This window comes from Flavobacterium sp. H122, assembly GCF_004959765.1.
GTDB lineage: Bacteria > Bacteroidota > Bacteroidia > Flavobacteriales > Flavobacteriaceae > Flavobacterium.
In genome coordinates this window covers 137,724-163,130 of the sequence record NZ_SJZD01000002.1, presented here as the reverse complement: position 1 = coordinate 163,130, position 25,407 = coordinate 137,724, and the positions used below count along the sequence as shown (strand labels likewise).

At 34.8% G+C, this 25,407-nt stretch carries 18 protein-coding genes; 3 read left to right on the top strand and 15 right to left on the bottom strand.

What is annotated here, in order from left to right; translation table 11 throughout:
- Positions 1 to 73: 73 nt before the first annotated feature.
- From EZM65_RS04245 to uvrC, 10 genes are all read right to left on the bottom strand, one after another.
- Complete coding sequence (locus EZM65_RS04245) at positions 74 to 3,373, bottom strand: TonB-dependent receptor (protein WP_136667298.1); 3,300 nt, start codon at positions 3,371 to 3,373, stop codon at positions 74 to 76.
- 187 nt (positions 3,374 to 3,560) lie between these two features.
- Positions 3,561 to 5,198: a glucose-6-phosphate isomerase gene (gene pgi / locus EZM65_RS04240; protein ID WP_136667296.1), complete on the bottom strand. Its 1,638-nt coding sequence runs from the start codon at positions 5,196 to 5,198 to the stop codon at positions 3,561 to 3,563.
- Positions 5,199 to 5,310: 112 nt separating this feature from the next.
- Positions 5,311 to 6,531: a peptidoglycan DD-metalloendopeptidase family protein gene (locus EZM65_RS04235; protein WP_136667295.1), complete on the bottom strand. Its 1,221-nt coding sequence runs from the start codon at positions 6,529 to 6,531 to the stop codon at positions 5,311 to 5,313.
- Between the two features lie 66 nt (positions 6,532 to 6,597).
- Positions 6,598 to 7,521 carry a tryptophan 2,3-dioxygenase family protein gene (locus EZM65_RS04230; protein WP_136667294.1) on the bottom strand — a complete coding sequence of 308 codons (924 nt, stop codon included), beginning with the start codon at positions 7,519 to 7,521 and terminating at the stop codon, positions 6,598 to 6,600.
- Positions 7,522 to 7,524: 3 nt separating this feature from the next.
- Positions 7,525 to 8,301 carry a DUF3108 domain-containing protein gene (locus tag EZM65_RS04225; RefSeq protein ID WP_136667293.1) on the bottom strand — a complete coding sequence of 259 codons (777 nt, stop codon included), beginning with the start codon at positions 8,299 to 8,301 and terminating at the stop codon, positions 7,525 to 7,527.
- A 418-nt stretch (positions 8,302 to 8,719) separates the two neighbouring features.
- Complete coding sequence (hppD, locus tag EZM65_RS04220; protein ID WP_136667292.1) at positions 8,720 to 9,883, bottom strand: 4-hydroxyphenylpyruvate dioxygenase; 1,164 nt, start codon at positions 9,881 to 9,883, stop codon at positions 8,720 to 8,722.
- A gap of 54 nt (positions 9,884 to 9,937) precedes the next feature.
- Positions 9,938 to 11,095 (bottom strand): homogentisate 1,2-dioxygenase, encoded by a 1,158-nt coding sequence (locus tag EZM65_RS04215; RefSeq protein WP_136667291.1) that lies wholly within the window; start codon positions 11,093 to 11,095, stop codon positions 9,938 to 9,940.
- Positions 11,096 to 11,309: 214 nt separating this feature from the next.
- Positions 11,310 to 12,755: an amino acid permease gene (locus tag EZM65_RS04210; RefSeq protein ID WP_211196192.1), complete on the bottom strand. Its 1,446-nt coding sequence runs from the start codon at positions 12,753 to 12,755 to the stop codon at positions 11,310 to 11,312.
- A 102-nt stretch (positions 12,756 to 12,857) separates the two neighbouring features.
- Entirely contained in the window at positions 12,858 to 15,122 is a 2,265-nt protein-coding gene (locus EZM65_RS04205; RefSeq protein ID WP_136667290.1) for a patatin-like phospholipase family protein, read from the bottom strand.
- 4 nt (positions 15,123 to 15,126) lie between these two features.
- Complete coding sequence (uvrC, locus tag EZM65_RS04200) at positions 15,127 to 16,920, bottom strand: excinuclease ABC subunit UvrC (protein WP_136667520.1); 1,794 nt, start codon at positions 16,918 to 16,920, stop codon at positions 15,127 to 15,129.
- A 114-nt stretch (positions 16,921 to 17,034) separates the two neighbouring features.
- On the opposite strand from uvrC, the gene EZM65_RS04195 reads away from it, so the two are divergent.
- The 3 genes from EZM65_RS04195 to EZM65_RS04185 are packed head-to-tail and all read left to right on the top strand — an operon-like array spanning position 17,035 to position 19,056.
- Positions 17,035 to 18,279, top strand: coding sequence for a pyridoxal-dependent decarboxylase (locus tag EZM65_RS04195; RefSeq protein ID WP_136667289.1), 1,245 nt, complete (start codon positions 17,035 to 17,037; stop codon positions 18,277 to 18,279).
- Positions 18,266 to 18,829 carry a 5-formyltetrahydrofolate cyclo-ligase gene (locus tag EZM65_RS04190; protein ID WP_136667288.1) on the top strand — a complete coding sequence of 188 codons (564 nt, stop codon included), beginning with the start codon at positions 18,266 to 18,268 and terminating at the stop codon, positions 18,827 to 18,829. Before EZM65_RS04195 ends, EZM65_RS04190 begins: the two co-directional genes overlap by 14 nt.
- Positions 18,830 to 18,861: 32 nt before the next feature.
- On the top strand, positions 18,862 to 19,056 hold the full coding sequence (locus EZM65_RS04185; RefSeq protein ID WP_136667287.1) for a hypothetical protein: 195 nt from the start codon (positions 18,862 to 18,864) through the stop codon (positions 19,054 to 19,056).
- A gap of 46 nt (positions 19,057 to 19,102) precedes the next feature.
- Here the strand turns inward: EZM65_RS04185 and EZM65_RS04180 are convergent, their stop codons facing one another.
- The 5 genes from EZM65_RS04180 to EZM65_RS04160 form a co-directional block, all read right to left on the bottom strand.
- Positions 19,103 to 19,696 (bottom strand): lipoprotein signal peptidase, encoded by a 594-nt coding sequence (locus EZM65_RS04180; RefSeq protein WP_136667286.1) that lies wholly within the window; start codon positions 19,694 to 19,696, stop codon positions 19,103 to 19,105.
- Positions 19,697 to 19,781: 85 nt separating this feature from the next.
- Positions 19,782 to 20,162 carry a TraR/DksA C4-type zinc finger protein gene (locus tag EZM65_RS04175; protein ID WP_136667285.1) on the bottom strand — a complete coding sequence of 127 codons (381 nt, stop codon included), beginning with the start codon at positions 20,160 to 20,162 and terminating at the stop codon, positions 19,782 to 19,784.
- A gap of 5 nt (positions 20,163 to 20,167) precedes the next feature.
- Positions 20,168 to 23,563 carry an isoleucine--tRNA ligase gene (ileS, locus tag EZM65_RS04170; RefSeq protein ID WP_136667284.1) on the bottom strand — a complete coding sequence of 1,132 codons (3,396 nt, stop codon included), beginning with the start codon at positions 23,561 to 23,563 and terminating at the stop codon, positions 20,168 to 20,170.
- Between the two features lie 120 nt (positions 23,564 to 23,683).
- Positions 23,684 to 24,397 carry a DNA repair protein RecO gene (recO, locus tag EZM65_RS04165; protein ID WP_136667283.1) on the bottom strand — a complete coding sequence of 238 codons (714 nt, stop codon included), beginning with the start codon at positions 24,395 to 24,397 and terminating at the stop codon, positions 23,684 to 23,686.
- Between the two features lie 7 nt (positions 24,398 to 24,404).
- Positions 24,405 to 25,403 carry an acyltransferase family protein gene (locus tag EZM65_RS04160; RefSeq protein ID WP_371682985.1) on the bottom strand — a complete coding sequence of 333 codons (999 nt, stop codon included), beginning with the start codon at positions 25,401 to 25,403 and terminating at the stop codon, positions 24,405 to 24,407.
- Positions 25,404 to 25,407 lie beyond the last annotated feature (4 nt).

Below are 25,407 nucleotides of genomic sequence, written 5' to 3'. Positions count from 1 at the left end.
TTAGTTTAAAACAAATATAATAAAAAAACCACTCGTTTAACGAGCGGTTTTTAAAGTATTTGATACGATATGATTATTTACCAAAAGTATATCTTAAAGTAAATTGTGCCTGCCAAACGTCATTAATAGAAGCATTTTTTTGGAATGTTTGACGAATTAACTCTCTTGAACCATCAGGATTAGTTTGTGTAGCTAACTGAAAGAAAGGAACATTACTTGCGTTAGTAGTTCTATAATTCAATACGTTTGTATTAGTTGCTCTTTTAGAAATACCCCAATCATTATTCAACAAATTAGTAAAGTTCAAGATATCAGCTCTAAATTGAAAAGCATTTTTCTTCCCGGCAATTTTTATATAAAAATCTTGAGTAACTGAAAGGTCAATTCTATGCAACATTGGTAATTCTACTGCATTTCTCTCAGCATATTGACCTCTTCTTGTTGAAAGATAAGGATCTTGCTCTATATATCTATCATAAGCCGCTTGTTGATCAGCTTCAGAATAAACTACTGAACCAACAGTTAAAGGCTGGAATCTGATATCAGAACCTCTTAAAGGCACAAATATTAAATCATTATTGTTAATTCTATCACCATTCATATCACCTCCATAGCTATAAGTAAACGGAGAAGTTTTTTCTCCAATATAACCTAAATTAATTGATGTAGAACCTCCATAAGTCTTTCCATAATCAATTTTATATCCCAACACCCCTACTAATCTGTGTGGTGTATTGTTATTTGATAAAGAAACAGATAAATCATTATTACCTAATACTGATCTCGCACCTGTCCAAGAACCTGAAGCAATTGAGCCTGCAGATAATAAATCGTAAGCACTTGAATGAGTGTAAGCAAATGACCCCCACAACCCATTTTTATAAGGATACTCCAACTTAAAGGTTGTTGAATAAAAATATCCTTCATCAGTATTGGTTAAAACAATTGCATTGGAAACATTATCATTGATTCTTACCCCATTATCATTTCTAGCATATCTTGGTCTATCATCAACTCCTGAAAAAGTTCCAACTGGCGCATCAAGATTTGCATTGTAATAATGAACAGCATTAATATTTTTTGAAAAAATTCCTTCAACAGTACCAATGAAACCAAATGGCAATCTTTGATCTAAAGCAACATTTGATTTCCATACTTGAGGAAATTTAAAATTTCTATCTGTAAAAGCCAGGTCAAATGTAGTTGGCAGAGTAGGTGTGCTAGGTATAAAATACTGGTTAGGATTTGCTGTAAAACCATATCCAGTTCCATTATAACCACCAGTTCCAACATTTGCACCACTAACATCCACAAATCCAGTTAAAACACCATTATTACCAATAGCATTCGACAAGAAAACAAATGGAGGTCTACCTGTAAAAATACCAGTTCCACCACGTACCTGTGTGTTTGATTTACCATCAACATCTAAATTAAATCCTATTCTAGGTTCAAATAAATATTGGGTTTTAGACATTTCTCCAGTATTAAACTTCTGACCATCCATAAAAGTCATACCTGTAACCGCTGGATTCTCAAGAGCAGTATCTTCAAATGAAATTCTTGATACTCTTAAACCAAATGTCAATTTAAAATTATCATATACTTTATATTCATCCTGTGCATATAAATCTATCTTATCAGATTTCATTATTTGCATTGGCTCAGCCCCACCATTTAAAGCCGAATATCTGAATTGGAATCTACTAGGTAAATTATTAACTGATGGCAAACCTCCTAAGGCAAGAGATTCGTCTGCAGCATCATAAAAATCTTGAAGTGAATCAAAAATATATACACCATTAGAACCTGGGAAAAACAAGTTTTCAGACTTAAATCTTTCGTAATTAGCACCAAACAACAAAGTATGTTTGCCAAATAAACCAGTTATATTATTTGTAAAGTGTAAAGTAGAATAGTTTAATTTATTTCCTGGCGTAAAAGGATCTAAACCAAACGATATGTAGTTATTTGCACCATTTTTAACATCCACTGTTGGAAAAAAACTTCCTTGCAAACCTCTATCTTCAATTTGCTTATCAAAACCAGCCATGAAATTATTTGACCATTTTTCTGATAATTTGCTATCCAATTCCAAAACAATAGACCTTGTATTATCCTCAATAACATATCCGCTGTTTTTATATGCCATTGAATTAGCATTAGTTCTTCTATTCCCTTGCCCTAAAGAAGTAGAATTAGAAATTAACTCATCTGATCCTGAATCATGATGAACATATCGCATAGTTAATTTGTGGTCATTATTGATATTCCAATCTAAACGTCCTAAGAATTTTTTAGAAGTTGATATGGCATCGAAATTTTCCCAAGGCCCCGTTTGGTAATTAAAGTTGGTTCCTAAATAATTAGATAAACTTTGCATTTCTGTATAAGTAGGAGCAGAAACCTGTGCACCTCCTAACGGAGAACCAGTCGATGTCCAGTTTGTTGCCGGAGATGACTTATCAACTGTTTCAAAACTTCCAAAAAAGAACAATTTATCTTTAATTATAGGAGCTCCAATTCTAGCTCCCCATATTTTCTCTTCAAATTTAGCAGGCACAATTTCTACATCTCCAGCTTTTGTTCCCACAAAAGTTTTATCATTACTTCTAAAAGAATGATAAACAGAACCTTCAATTTCATTCGAACCGCTTCTTGTTACTGCGTTTATTCCTGAACCAGTAAATCCTGTCTGTCTTACATCATAAGGTGCAATATTAACCTGAATCTGTTCAATTGCATCTAAAGATATAGCTGTCGATCCTGTTCTACCTCCTGCCTGAGCTTCAGAACCTAATCCAAAACCATTATTAAAAACCGAACCATCGATAGTTACATTATTCAAACGTGAATCCTGTCCTCCAAAAGTTCCGCCACTTCCTGCATTTGCATTATATTTTGTAACTGCAGCAATTGATCGCGAGCCCAATACCGGAACAGCATTAATTTCTCTATTGGAAAACTGTTGCGATGCACCATTGCGGTTTTTAGAAAAAGTTCTATTTGACCTTGTAGTTGTAACAACAACCTCGTCTAATTTTGTCAGTTCATCTACCAAAATGAGATTAACTGTTATACTGCTTCCCAAAGGAGCATTAACTTCTTCAACAATTGAAGGTTTATACCCAATAAAAGATGCTTTAACAGTATATGGACCGCCTGGTTTGACTGCAGGAGCAGAATAAGCCCCATTAAAATCAGTATTTGCATAGTACTTAGTTCCAGATGGTATATGCTTAATTTCAACATTTACTCCAGGCAAAGTTTCTCCTTTGCTTGATTTTACTGTACCTGAAATTGAGGATTTTGTTACTTGGGCAAAAACAGAAATGCTCAAGAAAAACAAAGACACCAAAAACCAATTTTTCATGTTTTTCATTTGTTGTGTATGAATTTAAAATTTGCACAACAAATTTGACACTATTTATTCTTTTCAATGTTAAGTTAATGTTAAGAATTATGACAAAAAATATGCGTGCATATAAATAAAAATGCACTTTTGACAACTTAACGTTATCAAAAGCGCATTAAAATAAATTTTATTAAAAAAAAATTACCTATTTCAAATATTTATGCAATAACAAATTTGTAGACGCATCATGTTTTGTAAGTTTATTCTTGCCAATTTCATTTAAAATCGTATCAGCCAATTGTTTTCCAAGTTCTACACCCCATTGGTCATAACTGAATATATTCCACAAAATTCCCTGTGCAAAAATTTTATGCTCATAAAGCGCAACAAGAGAACCTAAAGTTTCCGGTGTTAATGATTCTATCAGCAGCGTATTTGTGGGTTTATTGCCTTCAAAGACTTTAAAGGGAAGCAAGAATTTTAGTTTCTCCTCTTCAATCCCTGCTTTAACAAACTCATCTTTTACCTGTTCAGCAGTTTTACCATTTAAAAGAGCCTCTGTCTGTGCAAAGAAATTGGACATTAATTTATCGTGATGCTCTTTATTACCATATAAAGATTTTTTGAAACCGATGAAGTCCGCCGGGATTAATTTTGTTCCCTGATGGATCAGCTGAAAAAATGCATGCTGGGAGTTTGTTCCAGGTTCTCCCCAAACAATAGTCCCTGTCTGATAATTAACAGGAAAACCATCGCGTCCAATACTCTTACCGTTGCTTTCCATTATTCCCTGCTGTAAATAGGGTGCTAATTTTTGCAAATACTGGGTATATGGAATAACAGCTTCAGTTTCCGCGCCAAAAAAATTATTATACCAAACGGTCAGTAAAGCCAATACAACCGGGATATTTTCATTAAAGGGACTTTCTTTAAAATGGACATCCATCTTACGGGCACCTTCCAATAATTTTTCATAATTATCATAGCCTACTCCAAGAGCGATGCTTAATCCAACAGCTCCCCACAAAGAAAAACGGCCTCCAACCCAATCCCACATAGGAAATACATTTTCAGCATCAATACCGAATTCGGTTACTTTTTGAATATTAGTCGACACCGCCGCAAAATGTTTTGCAATATCTTCCTGTTTTGCAGATCTTAAAAACCAATTACGGATTGTTTCGGCATTAGAAAGGGTTTCCTGAGTTGTGAATGTTTTGGAAACTACAACAAAGAGGGTTGTTTCGGGATTCAGATTTTTAATACTTTCATAAACATGGTCACCATCAACATTAGAAACAAAATGTACATTGAGATGATTTTTATAAAAACGTAATGATTCCAGAACCATTGCCGGACCTAAATCGGAACCTCCAATACCAATATTAACCACATCGGTAAAATTTTTCCCTGTAAATCCTTTTCGTTTTCCCTCAACAATATCTCCTGCGAAATTTTTTATTTTGTTTTTTACTGCATAAATCTCAGGCATAACATTTTTTCCATCAACCAAAAAAACATCATTCTCCAGAGCCCGCAATGCAACATGCAATACTGATCTGTCTTCCGTTTGATTTATTTTTTCTCCGGAAAATTGAGCCTGAATAGCTTCTTTTAAATTCACTTCAGCAGCCAAATCCAAAAGTAACCGCAGAGTCTTTTCATTGATTCTGTTTTTAGAATAATCAACCAAAAACTTATCCCATTCGATATGAAATTTTTCTGCTCTTTGCTCATCCTGGGCAAACATTTCCTGCATGGAAACATATTGCATATCAAAAAAATGCTCTCTTAAATTCTGCCAAGCTTGTGTCCCAGATGGGTTGATAGATGGAAGTCCCATACAATAAACATTTGATTTATATAGCGAATTTACAATTTTGAAATCGAAAAAACACCAATAAAATCAAGTAATTACAAAGATTTATAAACGAAAACGTTGTAGTTTGAAAAATCTATTTCACTCCCGCTATACTATCCAGTTCTTTTTTTAGCGGTGCGATAAAGTTCAAATATTCCGGCTTGTTTTTTGGATCCATGGGTGTTGAATTAGGAAGTTTGATTTTTAACGGATCCACCTGTTTCCCTTTTTTCCAAAAGCGGTAACAGACATGCGGACCGGTTGCCAGTCCTGTACTTCCCACTTTTCCAATTATTTGCCCTTGTCTTACTCTCTGGCCTCTTCTGACCAAAATCCTCGACATGTGTAAATATTGGGTTGCATATGTTTTATCGTGCTTCACTTTGACATGATTGCCATTTCCGGCTGTATATCCGGCCAATTCCACAACACCGTTCGCTGTTGACATAATGGATGTTCCATGAGGAGCAGCATAATCGGTACCTTTATGAGCCTTGAAAAATTTCTGTACCGGATGAAAACGTCTTTTAGAAAATCTTGAAGTTATATTTATTGATTTTAGTGGCGCTTTTAAAAAGAAGTTCTTCAGAACTTTCCCTTCTTCATCATAATACTCAATTTTATCTTTCGCATTTTGTTTAAAAGGAAAAGCATAAATTCTTTTGCCTTTGTATTCAAAAAAAGCACATTCCAGAGAATCTACTCCGTCATAAATAGTATCGTTGATATATCTTTCGGTAAAAGTAACTGCGAATTTATCTCCTTGTTTGGATTTGAAAAAGTCAATTGACCATTTATAAACATTAATCAATTTTGAGGATAAAGATGCCGCTGCTCCTTCATTTTTAAGCGTTTCCGACAAAGAGCCGTTTAATTCACCTGCTATTGTCCTTCTTTTTATTGTTACAGGCAGTATCTTTTTCGAAGCTTTTACAATTGAATCATTAAAATCCAACACATAATAACTCCTATTGTCAGGCTTATAAATAAAATACTGAAGTTTTCTTGTTTTATCTTTTGACAGCAGCATCATATAAGGCTTATACAAATGCATAATCCGTACGTTAAAAGAATCTTTTACCTGTGCAATGATGTCATAAACCTGTTTACCATTCAGGTTTTCTTTTTGAATAATACTGCCAAAAGTATCGTCTTTACGCACTGAATCTTCAATTACCCTGAAATCATTAAGTCTGAATCCATAACCATAACGGATAGGCTCAGCATTCCTGACGGGTTTTACAACCACATCAGAATCATTTTTACAAGAAAAAAAAGCAAAAATAAAAGCTAACAAGTAAACGAGTTTTTTCAAAAAAAATAATTTTTGAGATTTCTGAATAACAGAAATTAGTTTAACTGTTAGCTAATATAGGAAAAATTACACATTTTCACCCCAGGAAGCCAATTCTTGCTCTGTCCATAATTCAGGGAAGAAAATGCGGCGCTGGTAACGGGGATGCATGTATTTTTTCCAGTCACTTCCTCCGGTTGCCTCACCATCACCCGTTGCACTGTCAATATACTTTTTAGCAGCATTGTAATGTCCCATAACCCAGGTGATATTTACAGTATAATCATAATGACGCATAGCTTTGATCAATTCAGGAGTTTTTTGATCCGCCTCAGGGAGTTCCTTAAATTTCTGCCAAAGGTTTATCGTATTGTATTCCTCCATAGTACGAAGGAACAAATCTTTATACTTTTCTTCAAATTGTTTTAAGAAATATGATTTCTCACCTGTTTTATAATCTTTACCGGCTGCCTGCCAGTATAAATGCTCTAAAGCATGCTCATATGGTGTATTTCGATCAATAATTGACCTGAATCTGTAATCAATCAAGTTAATTAAATCGGTTGAGCAAAATTCAATCAATCTATACTGTGCACTTTGAAAACCACTTGCCGGAGTAAGCGTATGCCTGAATTTTGTGTATTGCTCTATTTCCATTCCATCTCCCATAATTGTGAAAGAAGTTGTAAGCATATCAAAATAACGGCTGATACGCATCAAGCGTTCCGCAAAAAACGCTGTGGTCAGATTTTCAGCATAAGAAACTTGTTTGATTTCCCACAAAATCATTTTGAATAACAATTCATTAATCTGGTGGTACATTATAAATACATTTTCATCAGGAAACACTGTTCTTTGCACCTGAAGATTAAGCAATGCATCGGTTTGTATATAATCCCAGTAGGTTATCGGTTTCGACCAAAGCAAACCTTCAAGATAGGCTTCTGTTTTTTGATCTAATGATTTATACTTTTTATCAATTTCGTTTACTAGTTCTGAATAATCACTCATTTTTTAATTTTTTGTTAGCATAAACGGATTTTTAAGTCCTTTAAAGGCATCTAAATCAGCTTTTAAAGAGCCAACTGCCAAACTGGCTTTAATACGTAAAGGAATTTTATTTTCATCGTCTGAAACCCAGACAGTAAGACTTTCTTTTTCTTTAAAAACCCGGCCGGACTGCACTAAAGGTCTGAAAATCAAACTTTTTACCTTTCCGAATTTTGTATCCAACGTTTCACGTCCTAAAAAACGCATTTTAAACTTATAAATCTCATCATCAAAAAACATATCTATTGTAATCGACTCGCCCACATCCAAACTCTGAATTTTAGGATGATTTCTTAAATAATAAAAAGAAGAAACAATATCCTGAACGTTTTCAGTAACATTAATAGTCTTTTCTTTTTTATGTTTATAGTCTTTTACTAAAACTGTGTTCTTTTCCTGATTAAAAAAACCTTCCTGATTTTTTGTATAACCGCCTTCATCAATTTTTCTTAAATACTGGTAGGGCTTAGTGGTTTCCAGATCAAAAATACTTTGATAATGATCTTCAACCTTAAAAAAGAATTTTGACATACCCACAGTATATCCATGACCAACAGCATAAAAACATTTACGGTTGTTTCGGGTAGATTCCTTCAATTCTAAAGTTGCGTATCCGGCAGTTACCAGTCCGTAATGAATTCTAAATTTGAGCCATTCACCCACTCCATAAGCTTCGGGCTTTTGTTTAAAAGAAAGCAGTGGAAAAACCAAGGCTAAAATTAGCAGTAAAGACTTTTTCATTTTTGTTGATTTTATGTTTTCAACACAAGGAATACAATTTCCATTCCAAAAGTAATAAAAAACAAAAAAACCCAGTCATTACTGACTGAGTTTTTATGCTATTAACCAACCAAAAAACTATAAATTATGAAAAATTTATTCAATCTAAAGGGAACCACCCCTCTCAATTGCAATGCAAAGATATATCAAGAATTGAATTATTTATAACAAAAAACCAACTTTAACATATTTTTATCAAAACATAGGTGACTTAAACGTTGTCGTTTAGAAATAATTCAACATAAATTCATTTTTATTAAGAAATACTTAACAAAAAACAATTGCCATAATTACCAAATCACTGATTTAGAGGCCGATTTAAATAAAAAAAAGCAGAATAAGACACCTATTCTGCTTTTTTATTAAAATATTCTTAAAATTAAAGAGTTCCTCTCAAAGCCTGCTCTCTTTCAATTGATTCAAATAATGCTTTGAAGTTTCCAGCTCCAAATCCACGCGCTCCCATTCTTTGGATAATTTCAAAGAAAAGAGTCGGCCTGTCTTCAACCGGTTTAGTAAAAATCTGCAGTAAATAACCTTCTTCATCCGCATCAATCATAATCCCCAACTTTTGAAGCTCATTAATATCCTCTTTAAATTTAGACATGTGATCTTTTAATCTTTCCGGAATTGCATCATAATACGCCTGCGGTGGTGTCGTCAAAAATTCAACCCCGCGGGAACGCATATCTGCAACAGTTTTGATGATGTCATCAGTCGCTACAGCAATGTGCTGTACACCCTCTCCTTCGTAAAAATCCAAATATTCTTCAATTTGAGAACGTTTTTTTCCTTCAGCCGGTTCATTAATTGGGAATTTGATACGTCCGTTACCATTTGACATTACTTTAGACATCAATGCCGAATATTCAGTAGTAATCTGCTTGTCATCAAATGAAAGGAAATTTACAAATCCCATCACATCTTCAAACCATTTTACTGCTTCATTCATTCTGTTCCAACCTGTATTACCAACCATGTGGTCAATGTATTTCAATCCAACAGATTGAGGATTATAATCAGACTTCCATTCGCTGTATCCTGGCAAAAAGATTCCATTATAATTTTTTCGCTCAACAAAAATGAATACAGTTTCTCCGTACGCACCATAAATACCCGCACGTACTACTTCACCGTTTTCATCTTTTTCAACTGTTGGCTCAAAAAACGGTTTTGCACCACGTTTTGTAGTTTCTTCAAAAGCCGAACGGGCATCCTCCACCCAAAGCGCAATGACTTTTACACCATCACCGTGTTTTTTTACGTGTTCCCCAATAGGTGAATCACTGTTTAAAGCCGTTGTTAACACTAAACGGATTTTATCCTGCTTTAAAACATAAGATGCTCTGTCTTTCACTCCTGTTTCCAATCCGGCATATGCCAATGACTGAAAACCAAAAGCCGTTTTGTAAAAATGAGCCGCCTGTTTTGCATTTCCTACGTATAACTCAACATAATCTGTTCCTAACAATGGAAGGAAATCCTGTGCGCCTTCAAAAATTTTTTCTAATCCGTATTCTACTGATTTTATTTCCTGTGACATGATATTCTATATTTTAACAGACAATTAAATGTCCTAAAGTTGTGCTTATTTTTATTACTCTAACCAAGACTGATAGTATTTATCGTCGGCTATTTTCATAGCTTCTTCAGTAACCATCAAAGGCTTAAAGGTATCCACCATAACTGCTAATTCCTGTGTATCCACTTTACCAATACTTCTTTCGGTTGCTCCTGGATGCGGTCCGTGAGGTATCCCGGCAGGATGCAATGAAATATGCCCTGCTTCAATATCGTTACGGCTCATAAAGTCACCATCAACATAATACAACACTTCATCACTGTCTATATTGCTGTGATTATATGGCGCAGGAATTGATTCAGGATGATAGTCATACAATCTTGGCACAAACGAACAGATTACAAAAGCATCAGTTTCAAAAGTTTGATGCACCGGAGGCGGTTGGTGAATTCGGCCTGTAATTGGTTCGAAATCATGTATTGAAAATGCATACGGATAATTGTAACCGTCATATCCTATCACATCAAAAGGATGTGAGGCGTAGACCATATCAAAAATTTCGTCTTTCTTTTTAATCTTAATCAAAAAGTCACCTTTTTCATTATATGTTTCCAATTCTTCCGGACGACGGATGTCTCTTTCACAAAAAGGAGCATGTTCCAATAATTGGCCAAACCAGTTTCTGTATCTTTTAGGAGTATAGATAGGGCGGTGCGACTCTACGATAAACAAACGGTTATCTTCTGTATCAAAATCAATTTTATAAATCATTCCGCGGGGAATAACAAGATAGTCACCGTATTTAAAATCAAGATTTCCAAGCATGGTTCTTAATTTTCCTGTTCCCCGGTGAATAAAAACAACTTCATCGGAATCAGTGTTCTTATAAAAATAATCTGTAGTAGATTTTCTTGGTGCTGCAAGTACAATATGACAATCTGAATTGGTCAAAACAATTTTTCTGCTTTCTAAAAAATCGTCCTGCGGATCCACCTGAAAACCTCTCAGGCGATAGGATTGAATATTATTGGATTTAGCAATTTTTGGCGCAACAGAATATTGTCCTTTTATTTCCTTGACCATAGTAGGTCTGTGCTCATGGTACATATTGGTTGACATTCCATCAAATCCAATAGTTCCAAAAAGCTGTTCATAATACAAATCTCCGTTTTCTTTACGGAATTGTATGTGACGCTTGTGTGGAATTTTTCCAAGTTTATGATATATAGGCATTTCTTTTTGTTTAAAAAGTTTATGTGTTTATCAGTTTAAAGTTACGAACAATAAACTGTATTTTTTAAATCAAAAAAACATTAATCACTCAGGATTCCTCTTGATGAGAAATTTCAAATGCGCTAATAAGCCTCTAAAAATAGGTTCCATGACTACAAATTTCGTAAAAAAAACAGAATAAAAAAAGCGACTTTAAAAGTCGCTTTCCTTTATATTACTCATCATTAAGTTTACTATTCTTTTTACCGTACATGAAATAGACTAAAACTCCTAATCCCATCCATACAAAAAGTCGCATCCAGCTCTCAAGCGGCAATGAATACATTAACACTAAACAAACCACAATACCAGCAATAGGTACAAAAGGCACTAGTGGTGTTTTAAATGCTCTTGGTATTTCCGGCATTTTTTTACGCATCACCAACACTCCTATACACACCAGAACAAATGCCAATAAAGTACCAATACTAACCATATGACCCAGATCTGACACAGGTACGAAGCCTGCAAAAATACTCACAAATCCCATGAAAAATAAATTTGTTTTCCAAGGAGTTCTAAATTTTGGATGAATTGCTCCGAAGAATTTTGGCAGTAAACCATCATTACTCATGGTATAGAAAACACGGCTTTGTCCCATTAACATTACCAGCATTACAGAAGTATAACCTGCTAAAATAGCTACAATTAAACCTGTTTGTAAAAACCCATAAGGTGTTTTAGCAAATGCTGTAGCGGCAGGTTTTGCATCACCTGCAAATTCATGATAAGGTACTAAACCGGTCATTACGTGAGCAAAAAGTACATATAAAATTGTACAAACAACAAGTGAACCTAAAATACCTATAGGCATACCTTTTTGAGGATTTTTAGCTTCCTGAGCTGCAGTAGAAACCGCGTCGAAACCAATAAAAGCAAAGAATACTGTAGCCGCACCCTGAGCAATACCTGACCAACCAAAATGTCCGAAAGTACCCGTGTTTTCAGGAATATAAGGCGAATAATTTGCCTCATCTATATAACCCCATCCTAAAACGATAAACAAAATAACTACCGAAACTTTTAAAATAACCAGGAAGTTATTCATATTCGCAGATTCCTTTGTTCCTCTTATTAACAGTAATGAAAGTAAAGAAACAATTACAACCGCAGGTAAATTTATGATTCCCCCCTCTATTACTGTACCATCACTTAATTTCAATGATTCCCAGGGAGAACATATTAAATTGTGCGGTAAATGAATTCCGAATTTATTTAAAAGCTCTAAAAAATATCTTGACCAACTAACGCCAACTGTCGCGGCACCCAAAGCATACTCTAAAACCAAATCCCAACCAATGATCCAAGCCATAAACTCACCCATGGTAGCATAAGAATAGGTATAAGCACTACCGGCAACCGGAATCATAGACGCGAATTCTGCATAACATAATCCAGCAAAAGCACAGCCTACAGCTGCCAATACAAATGATAAAGTTACCGCCGGGCCGGCATTTTCTGCCGCCGCAATACCCGTAAGTGAAAATAATCCGGCACCTATTATGGCACCAATACCTAAAGCCACAAGTGCTTTAGAGGATAAAGTTCTTTTAAGCCCTTTTTCAGATTCGTCGGCCTCTGAAAGAAGTTGCGTTATTGATTTTCTTTTCCAAATAGACATAAAAAATTATAGTTTGGTTTATAGATTGCCAAAAATAGAGTTTTTTATATATAAATAGAGCAAAAAAACACTTAATATTAAATGTTTAACAATTTTAGAAATTTAAAACCAAAAACCAATACTGAACCAGGTAAAATGTTTTCTGGTTTCAGGAGACCATGTATGTTTGATTTCAATAGGACCTATAAGTGTTTCCAAACCATACCCAAAACCATACCCTGAATAATTAGGATTTGTGATCCATTCCTTATTATCGAATATTTTCTGGCCTATGTTTGAATAATTTGCAGTAAAGTTTAAATGATGTTTTCTATAAAAAATATAATCTGCGGTAATACTTCCTTTTACATAACTGTCGCCGCTTAATGAAAGAAAATCATAACCGTAAAAATGTTTGAAAAAACCAAAACGGTGAAAGCCATAACCTCCTAACACAAAATCATTTATATGATTTTGATTTTCTCCTACGGTAAATCCTCCTTCGGTCTGCACTTTGACAGATACTTTGTTCCAAAAAGTTTTAACGTAGGCCATATCAGCCATAAACATTGAAATTTTCTGAAAATCATCTGCATAATCCGTGGAATAGAAATGACTGTTGAAGTCGCCAAAAAAATACCAGCCTTTTTTTGGAAAATATTTATTATCAAAAGAATCAAATCTCAAAAAACCGAAAGCAGAAAAATAATTGCTCCTATCAATATATTTATCTATAGAACCGGCCGCATCAGAAGTAATATCAACAAATTTATGTTCCAAACCGCCACCCATTAAAAACTTCTGAACAAAAAGTGTCTGCAAATACGCTCTGTTTGAAAGCACTAAATAATCCAGATTAATTGAATTCCTGTTTAATGCATTTAAAAGCTGCCCCCCCTTGAAATCTGTTTTACTGTTTTTGGAAAACTGATCAAAATTGGATTTCAGTCCAAAACTCCATTTAAAACCATTGTCAATGTAATAGTCAATATTGTAACGGGTGTTATCTCCCAGAATAAAATCAAGGGAGGCTAAATCATTTTTAAAAAGAAGGTTTTTTTTGGTAATATTCAGCAAAGCACTTGATTTGAACAATTCATCATAATGCAGTCCTAATTTCAAATATGTTTTAACAGGATTTTCAACTACTTTAAGAAATAAATCATCTCCTTCTTCATTCCCTACAAGCCTGTAATTTATGGATGAAAAGTTTTGTGTCGCATTTAGATTGTTTAATCCTGACTGCAGATCAGAATACGTAATTTTTTTTCCTGGGAAAACCCTAATTTTTCCTAAAAAATAGGGTCTGGTATAGTTTTTATAACCTTCTATCTGGATTCCTTTTACTAAAATTTTTTCCTCAGAGAAAGAATTTTTTTCCGGTTTATAGTTTGAACCCAATTTTTCAAATGCTTCCACAAAGGGCTTGCAAGCATCCACTCCGTTTTGGATAATTTCCTTGCCCTGATCAAAAGAAATAACCGAAAAACCTTTAATATCAGGCTTTATATAAATGTTTGCCAATTTCTTTTTCCGGTTCATAGCCTCAACAGTCCTGAAATTTGAAATCTGTGCCAATACACCGGTACCTCCGGATATCGTATTAATATCCTTTAAATCATCCTGAACATCAACACCAATAATTATGTCGGCACCCATTTTTTTTACTTCCTCTACAGGAAAATTATTGGTCACACCGCCATCAATCAGAAAACGGTTATCGATTTCAACAGGAGAATACAGCGAGGGAAAGGCTCCACTAGCCGTAAGACTCAAAGGAAGACTGCCTTTTTTCAACACAATCTCTTCGCCTGTTTCCACATCAGTAGCAATACACAAAAAAGGAATTTTCAACTGACTGAAATCATTGACATTTCTATACTTGTGCGTTAATTTACTGAGCAGGTTATAATTATAAAGCCCTTTTGAAAATCCTTTGGGAAAAGAAACCTTTAAATTTTGAAAAGGCAATGTCAAAGCATATACCTCATCATTGTATTTTTCATAAAACGTTTTATTTCCTCTGGGAATATTATCCTGAAGAATGGCATCAGCATCTGCCGAGTTAAATATCGAATCAAGCTCATCTGCAGAATAGCCGCAGGCATACAAGCCTCCTATGATGGCTCCCATACTGGTACCACCTATGTAATCTATTTTAATGCCAGCACGTTCTATCTCTTTCAACACACCTATATGAGCCAGACCTTTAGCACCGCCGCCACTCAACACTAATCCGATTTTTGGCTTTTTTTTAGAATCCTGCGCTGACAAATCATCAGGCAACAGACAACAGGCAATAGTTAGAAAAAGTAAAAAAAAATTGCGCTGCAATATATTAACTTTTGCTATTGGGTTAAAACTATTGGCTTTTGCCTTAAAATACATATGTCTAAATTTTCTTATAAAATTCGGAAATTTTTTTGGCTTTTGAAAGACCTACCACCTCAGAAATTTCTTTTTCTGACGCTTCTTTAACTCTTTTAACACTTTTGAAATGTTTTAATAACATTTCTATTGTTTTTTCTCCAATTCCTTCAATTAATTCAAGTTCAGACTGAATAGCATTTTTGCTCCGCTTATCACGATGAAAAGTAATCCCAAAACGGTGTGCCTCATTACGAAGATGCTGGATGATTTTTAAAGTTTCCGATTTCTTATCCAAATACAACGGTACTGAATCACCCGGATAATAGATTTCTTCCAATCGTTTTGCAATACCTATAATAGCTATTTTTCCACGAAGTCCTAAATCTTCAAGACTTTTTAAAGCTGATGACAATTGGCCTTTTCCTCCATCAATAATAATTAAATCCGGCAGAGACTGCTTTTCGTCCAACAAGCGTTTGTAACGGCGATACACAACCTCTTCCATCGAAGCAAAATCATTAGGTCCTTCAACTGTTTTTATATTATAGTGGCGATAATCTTTCTTGCTTGGTTTTCCGTCTTTAAATACTACACAAGCCGATACAGGATTGGTTCCCTGAATATTCGAGTTATCAAAACATTCTATATGCCTAGGCTCAACAGAAAGTCGCAAATCTTTTTGCATCTGCGCCATAATTCGGTTGGTATGTCGATCAGGGTCTACAATTTTTATCTGTTTCAACTGATCCAGACGATAGTATTTCGCATTGCGTTCCGATAAATCCAATATCTGCTTCTTATCGCCTAATTTAGGAACGGTAACCGTTATTTTTTCTCCCAGATCCAATTCAAAAGGAACCACAATCTCTCTTGCGTTCAAATGAAAACGTTCCCGTAATTCTACAATGGCCAGCTCAAGAATTTCTTCATTTGTTTCATCTAGTTTTTTCTTGATTTCCATTGTATGCGAGCGTACTATGGCTCCGTGGGAAATCTGTAAAAAATTTACATATGCCATAGCTTCATCTGAAACAATCGAAAAAACATCCAAGTTGGTAATCTTCGGGTTCAGGATGGTTGATTTTGACTGATAATTCTCCAGAACTTCAATTTTGTCTTTGATTTTTTGAGCTTCTTCAAATTTTAAATCCATCGCCAAATCGTTCATCAGCTTTTTAAAATTTTTCAGACTCTCTTTGAAATTTCCTTTGAGAATTTCACGGATTGCATTGACCTGATTGTGATAATTTTCCTGGGTTTCGTATCCTTCGCAAGGACCTTTACAGTTGCCTATATGATATTCAAGACATACTTTAAACTTTCCGGAACGAATATTTGCCTGACTTAAATCGTAGTTGCAGGTCCGCAGTGGATAAAGCTCTTTCACTAAATCCAAAATAGTATTTACCGTTTTAAAACTGGTATAAGGCCCAAAATATTCCGATCCGTCTTTAACCATTCTCCGGGTTGGAAAAATTCTGGGAAAAGGTTCATTCTTAATACAAATCCACGGGTACGTTTTATCGTCTTTTAAATTGATGTTATATCGGGGCTGCAGTTTCTTTATCAGGTTGTTTTCCAGTAAAAGCGCGTCGGTTTCTGTTGGCACAACAATATGCTTAATCTCAACAATTTTTTTGACCAGGACATTTGTCTTTCCTGAGTCATGAATCTTATTAAAATAAGAAGAAACTCTTTTTTTTAAATTTTTGGCTTTACCTACATACAATATCTTTCCTTCTTTATCAAAGTACTGATAAACACCCGGTTTATCAGGCAAAGTTTGTATTTGAAGGTCTAAAGAAGGAATAGTCATGAATAGTGTCAGATTGTTTTTCAAATTTACAAATTGTATCCAAAGTAACTAAACCTAACAATTATCATTTTTTAATAAACAGGAAGGTTTTAGTTTTAATAAAATTTATCAGCTATGATTACTTGGAAAAAACTTACGCAGGAACAACGTCAGAAACGTATTGAAAGTGCCTTATCAGATAATGTGAATTTCGAAAAAGACATCTCGTTAGGCTATCCTGCCTCAAAGCTGGACAACAGGGTTTTTAACAGTGATGCTCCCTTTTTAAAAGACGCTCCTACGCTTAAGGCCTATGTAGCCAATCCAAACAACATTGGCTGCCACACCATTGGCTCTTCAGAAAAAGCTTTTAGCGGTACTCAGGAAATAGAACGTGAGGTACTAAAAGTACTTGCGGTAGATATTTTTAAAGCCGTTCCGGATTCCTATGACGGCTATATTGCCTCCGGAGGTACCGAAGCCAATATTCAGGCTATGTGGATGTATCGTAATTTATTTATAAACGAATATAACGCCCGTCCGGATGAAATTGCCATTTTTGCTTCCGAAGACACCCACTATTCTATCCCTAAAGGAGCCAATTTATTACTACTGAACCGTTATCCGGTAAAGGTGGATACTGTATCCAGAAAAATAAACCTTCAACATTTGGAGGAGATTGTTGCTAAAGCTAAAGCAAACGGCAAAAAATATTGTATTGCAGTTGCCAATATGGGTACAACAATGTTTGGAACCGTAGACAACCCTGAGGATTACATCACCGTTTTAGAAAAACACGGACTAACCTACAAACTGCATATCGACGCGGCTTATGGTGGCTTTGTATATCCTTTCAGCAATAAAAAAAATACCATCAATTTTGAGAATCCTAAAATCAGTTCCATAACCATAGATGCACATAAAATGCTGCAGGCTCCTTATGGAACAGGCGTTTTTGTATGCCGTAAAGGATTGATTGAAAATGTATTGACCAAAGAAGCCGAATATGTTGAAGGAATGGATCTGACCCTTTGCGGCAGCCGAAGCGGGTCAAATGCGGTTGCAGTCTGGATGATTTTGTTTACCTATGGTCCTTTTGGATGGTTTGAAAAAATCAGCGTGCTGCAGATGCGTACCAACTGGCTATGTGAGCAGTTAAGCAGACTTAATGTGGGTTATTACCGTGAGCCATACATGAATATTGTCACCATAGAGGCTAAAAACGTACCGAAAGATCTGGAAGAGAAATACAATCTGGTACCTCAAAAACACGACGAAACAAATGAATGGTACAAAATTGTGATTATGGATCATGTAGAAGTCGATGATTTGAGTACTTTTATAGTCGATTTAAAGGAAACCTTACATGTTAAAATCTGATTTACGTAAAAAATACAAAACCTTAAGAAACCAACTCACATTTGATGAAATCATGAACGATAGTTTAGCTATCGCAAATTTTTGCATTGATTTGCCTATTTGGGATAAAACGTATTTTCATTTGTTTTTACCAATAGAAAATCAAAAAGAAATCAACACCGAATTTATCCTTCAGATTTTAGCAGGCAGAGATAAAGAAGTTATAATTTCAAAATCCAATTTTGAAGATACTTCAATGACACATTATCTATTGACTGATAACACCAAAATAAAAACCAATGATTATGGTATTCCGGAACCAGTTGACGGCATTGAAGTTCCGGCAAATAAAATTGAAGTGGTATTTGTACCGCTTCTGGCATACGATAAAAAAGGGCACCGTACCGGCTACGGAAAAGGGTTTTATGATAAATTTTTAAGTGAATGCAAGCCTGAAACCATTAAAATAGGCCTTTCGTACTTTGATCCCGAAGAAAATATTGAAGATATATTTGAAAATGATATTAAGTTAGATTTTTGTGTTACTCCTTATGCTATTTATAAATTTTAATTTATATTAGCCAAACCCAAAAAACCTAACTTATGAAAAAAATAACTTTAAGTAAGACTTTAAGTTTTACATTTTTATTACTGTTGGCAGTTTCATTTTCAAACTGCGTAAGTGTTCATCACCCTAGAAGGACTGTGGTGGTAAAGCAAAAAAGGCTTCCGCCCGGACAAGCTAAAAAAATAACAGGTGAAAGAAGCGCAAGAAATCATGCTCCCGGACATAATTAAAAAAAGACCTCAAATGAGGTCTTTTTAATTTTTATAAAGTAAAGTCTTATTTTCCAAAAACTTTTTTATTAAACACAATTAATATTCCAACACCTGTTGAAATGGCCACATCGGCTACATTGAAGATGGCATTAAAGAACGTGAAATATTTTCCGCCAAAGACAGGAATCCAATTAGGTAGGTTACCCTGCCAAATAGGAAAATAAAACATATCCACCACTTTACCGTAAAACCAATTTCCATAAGGTTTATCAGTAAACAAAGTTGCCACCTGTCCTTCACTATGGTCAAAAATTACTCCGTAAAAAACAGAATCCAAAATATTTCCGAAGGCACCTGCCAGAATTAAAGATATAGCAAATATAAGCAATCCGGAAGCTTCCTCTTTAACAGAAAGCCACAACCAGTATCCAATTCCACCCACAGCTAAAATTCTGAAAGAAGTCAGAATTAATTTCCCATAAATCCCCGGCAATTCAACACCCCAAGCCATACCTTCATTTTCAACAAACAAAAATTTAAACCAGTTTGTGACCACAACTTCTTCGTGCAGCATAAAATGAGTTTTTACATAAATTTTTGAAATTTGGTCTATTAATAAGACCAGGATTACAACCAGGTAAGCTTTTTTCAGATTCATTTTTTCACTTTTGTAAGACAAAAATACACATTATTGCATAAAAAACGCCCCAAAAAGGAGCGTTCAGTAGTATATTTCGCTAAAATTATTTTTGCAGGTTTTTCGCTTCGATACTCATAGTCGCATGAGGAACTAATTTCAATCGCTCTTTAGCTATTAATTTACCGGTAACTTTACATATTCCGTACGTTTTATTTTCAATACGGATTAATGCATTTTTTAAATCACGGATAAATTTTTCCTGACGGATAGCTAATTGCGAGTTAGCCTCTTTTGACATAGTCTCGCTTCCTTCTTCAAATGCTTTGAATGTAGGCGATGTATCATCAGTACCGTTATTCAAATCATTTAGATAAGCACTTTTTATAAGGTCTAAATCGGTTTTGGCTTTTTCAAGCTTTCTTTGAATTAATTCCTTGAATTCTGCTAAATCTGCATCAGAATATCTAATTTGTTCTTCCACCATAATTTCTATTTTGAAATTAATATTTTAGTTTTTAGTTCATCAAACTCAATTTCCGTACCATTTTCGATACTTGCTGTGAAAGCCAGTTCTTCCGTTAAGGTTTCTGATTTAATGTAATCCAGATTAGCTTCAACAGCTGATTGAATTTCCCCATCATGCTGCATGGTTACTTTAATCTTATCCGTCACTTCAAAACCTGAATCTTTACGAATATTTTGGATTCGATTAACTAATTCCCTAGCGATACCTTCTTTTCTCAATTCATCGGAAATCGTTATGTCCAATGCTACTGTTATACCGTTTGAATTAGCTACCAGCCAACCTTCAATATCCTGTGAAGAAATTTCCACATCTTGAGATGTTAAATTAACACTATTTCCTGAAATAACAATAGAAATCTTACCATTTCTCTCGATTTCTGCAATCTGTTCCTGCGTGAAACCCTGTATTTCTTTGGAAATCAACCCCATATCCTTCCCAAATCTTGGCCCTAAAGCTTTAAAATTAGGCTTAATCTGCTTTACTAATATGCCCGAAGCATCGTCTAAAAGCTGTATTTCTTTTACGTTTACTTCCGCTTTTATAAGGTCGGAGACCGCCTCGATTTCAGCACGCTGTACCTCGTCAAGTACCGGAATCATTACCTTTTGCAGTGGCTGACGTACTTTTATCATTTCCTTTTTACGAAGTGACAACACCAATGACGAAACCGTTTGCGCCTTCAACATTTTGCTTTCCAGTGATTTATCAACAAAATTTTCAACAAATTTTGGAAACTCAGCTAAGTGCACACTATCATATTTTTCGGCATTTGCAGCCTCATTTAAGTCCTTATAAAGTCTGTCCATAAAAAACGGAGCGATTGGTGCCGATAGTTTTGCAACCGTCATCAAGCACGTGTAAAGCGTTTGATATGCTGCAATTTTATCAGTTCCGTACTCACCTTTCCAGAATCTTCTTCTACACAAACGAACGTACCAGTTACTCAAGTTTTCCTGAACGAAATCAGAAATGGCACGAGCTGCTTTTGTTGGTTCGTAATCTGCATAGGCTTCATCAACCAATTGGATTAATGTATGTAATTCTGATAGAATCCAACGGTCGATTTCAGGTCTTTCTGCTAAAGGCACTTCTGCTTCAGCATATTTAAATCCGTCAATGTTTGCATACAACGCAAAGAACGAATAGGTATTATATAAAGTTCCAAAGAATTTACGACGAACCTCAGCTACTCCTTCGATATCAAACTTCAAATTATCCCAAGGGTTTGCGTTTGAAATCATGTACCAACGCGTCGCATCGGGTCCGTATTCTTTCAATGTTTCAAAAGGATCTACAGCATTACCCAAACGTTTCGACATTTTTTGTCCGTTTTTATCTAATACCAATCCGTTTGACACCACATTTTTATACGCTATTTTATCGAAAACCAAAGTTCCGATAGCATGCAACGTATAGAACCAACCGCGAGTTTGATCTACTCCTTCTGCAATGAAATCAGCAGGGAATGCTTTATTCTGATCTATTAACTCTCTGTTTTCGAAAGGGTAATGCCATTGTGCATACGGCATTGCTCCTGAATCGAACCAAACGTCAATCAAATCGCTTTCACGTTTCATTGGCTTTCCTGAAGGTGACACTAAAACGATGTTATCTACTATGTTTTTATGTAAATCAACCAAGTCATAGTTAGCTTCTTCCATATTACCAATCACGAATCCTTTATATGGATTTTCGATCATGAAACCAGCTGTAACAGCTTTTTCGATTTCGTTGTATAATTCTTCTACTGAGCCTACACAAAGTGTTTCTGTTCCTTCATCATTTCTCCATAACGGCAATGGAATACCCCAATAACGTGAACGAGATAAGTTCCAGTCATTTGCGTTTTTTAACCAATTACCGAAACGTCCTTCACCAGTTGCTTTTGGCTTCCAATTGATCGTTTCGTTTAAATCGAACATTCTATCCTTAACCTCAGTTACTTTGATGAACCAAGAATCTAATGGATAGTATAAAATTGGTTTGTCAGTTCTCCAACAATGAGGATAACTGTGAACATATTTTTCAACCTTGAAGGCTTTGTTTTCTTCTTTTAACTGAATAGCGATTTCAACATCTACTGATTTTTCAGGCGCTTCGCCATCATTATAGTATTCGTTTTTAACGTACTTCCCACCAAAATCACCTAATTGTGTTACAAATTTTCCTTGTAAATCAACCAAAGGAACTGGGTTCCCGTTTTCGTCCAATACTAACATTGGTGGCACTTCTGGAGTAGCTTCTTTAGCTACTTTCGCATCATCAGCCCCAAAAGTTGGTGCTGTGTGAACAATACCCGTACCGTCTTCGGTAGTAACAAAATCACCAGAAATTACTCTGAAAGCATTCTCAGGATTTTGATATGGCAATGCCCAAGGCAATAATTGTTCGTATTTGATACCTACTAAATCGGCACCTTTACTTACCTTTACTATACTATACGGTATCTTTTTATCTTCGGATTTATAATTAGTGAAATCTTCTTCGGTTTCAGCTAAGAAATATTTGCTCCCAAACTGTTTTCCGATCAGGTTTTCTGCCAAAATCACATTAATTGGTTCAAACGTGTATTGATTGAAGGTTTTCACCAATGCGTAATCGATTTTTGGACCAACTGTTAATGCGGTATTACTTGGTAACGTCCAAGGTGTGGTTGTCCAAGCCATAAAATGGATCGTTCCGAAACCTTTTAAGAAATCAGGCAATGAACTTTCGATGGCTTTAAACTGGGCTACGATTGTCGTATCCGTCACATCACGGTATGAACCCGGCTGATTCACCTCATGTGATGATAAACCGGTTCCTGCTTTAGGCGAATATGGCTGTATCGTATATCCTTTATACAATAAATCTTTGTCATAAATCTGTTTTAGTAACCACCAAACCGATTCCATGTATTTAGATTTGTACGTCACATACGGATCCTCCATATCTACCCAATACCCCATTTTTTCGGTAAGGTCATTCCATACGTCTGTATAACGCATAACAGTACGCTTACATGCTTCGTTGTATTCGGTTACGGAAATAGTTTTCCCGATATCTTCTTTGGTGATGCCTAATTCTTTTTCGGTACCTAATTCCACAGGCAATCCGTGCGTATCCCAACCTGCTTTACGCTTTACCTGAAAACCTTTTTGAGTTTTATAACGACAAAAAATATCTTTAATCGCTCGCGCCATCACGTGGTGAATACCCGGTAATCCATTTGCTGAAGGAGGTCCTTCAAAAAATACATACGGCGCAGCTCCTTCACGAGAAGTTACAGATTGTTCAAAGACATTGTTTTTTTTCCAAAAATCAAGCACTTCAGATGCTACTGTAGGCAAGTCAAGTCCTTTGTATTCGTTGAAATTCATATTATTAGAGTCGTTTTATAAAATCAATCCGCGAAAGTAGTGATTTATAAGGCAATAGCCAAAGAAAGAAAGGTAAAAAATGGTTAAAATTCTAGGCGTATTCTAAAAGAAAACCAAATATTATGAGAAAACCTCTTTTAAAACTTCAAGCGACTTTGGTCTTTTGAATCCAACCAAGTGAATTACATAGTAATCTAAAAGGATTTTAAGCAATGTTTGACGTTCTGAAGCTGTAAAAAACTTTTGTGAACTGTCAAATTTTAACTCCAATAATTTTTTAAACAAAAGCGTTTCCTGCATGTTAATACAGTTCATGGATTGATGAAGCGCAAAATGACCTTCAACTATGTCAAAAAAAGGCAAATCCATTTCGGAATCGTCAGGATAAAAACCTAAAAATTTTGTGATTTCAAGCAGTAAAATGATGTGAAAATTAGCGATTTCATCGTGTGTATCCAGCCAAATTAAGGCCGTTTCCAAAAACGTGAAAAGCGGCTCATTTTTTTCTTCTTCTTTTATAGCATGATGCAGCACTTCTGAAAGAAAAATAACGATGGTGCTTTTAACAATTTCAAGGTTTAATGTTTGATAAGGCACAGAAATCTTTACTTCTTTAAAATGTTCTAACGAGCCTTTATTTTTATGATTGGCTTCAATTTCAAGAATATTTAACGGCTGAAAATAAGCAATTCGCTGACTCGATTTTTTAGTTGAAAAAGCGCTAGGTACAAAATAACTTTTTAAACCTTCCGACTGGGTAAAACATTTTACTATCAAAGATTTTTCCTGATATTTCAGAGCACTAAGGACAATAGCTTTGGTTTTGACCAGCATCCGGTAATTAATTAGTACGGTTTAAAAAACGCTTCTCAATTAAATGCCATGAAATGTACGCAAAAAAATAAACCAAGATTATAATACTTACAGATGAAACGAAAGGGTTGATTTTATCAAATAATTTCAAATAAGCAAAAATTTGAATTATTGGATAATGAAATAAATAGATACCATATGTATAATCTGATTTTTTACTGAAGTTATTCAAAAAAGGAACACTATACGCTAAAAAAAGTATTATTGTACCAAAAACCAAAGGAAAAAACACGTTTACAGACACAAAAGATATTTCAAGCATCATTACAATTAAAGCAAGAACTAAATAGAGCCATTTTTTAATAATAAACTTATTAAAATTCAAATAAATAAAAATACCAACAACAAAATAAGCCAATTTACCCGGAAGTTGTTTTGCCAGCAAAGGCTTATTATATACATCCAGCATTACATAAGTATATAAAACCGACATGATGTATATAAATACCAAAACAGCATTTTTTTTCCTTAATTTATACATTAAATAAAAAATCAAAGGAAGTACAATATAAAAACCTTCTTCAATTTTCATGGTCCATAATGACCCGTTCACAGCACAATTAAAGTTATCCACAAAAACCCCTGGTAAACATGGCTGCATGAAGTTTAAAAAAAGCAGATTCCAAAAAATATATTTATATGTTTCGATATTCAGGAAGAAATCCGTAAAACCTAAAACGGAGAAAAAAGAAAGAACCAGAACAAAAAACATTAAAACAAATATGTATGCCGGAAAAATTCTTTTGGTCCTCTTAATGAAATATTTTTTTAAATCATTCGATTTCGAATAACTCTTAGCAACTAGAAAACCACTGATAATAAAAAAACCACTAACTCCTAAAGAAGATTTGCAGAAGCTTAATAAAAAAGCCAATTCTTCAGACTCTGATAATTCGGATAAATGTGCCAACATAATAATATTGGCCATTATAAAACGCAAAAAATTAAAACTATTATTATTTTCCAAAACT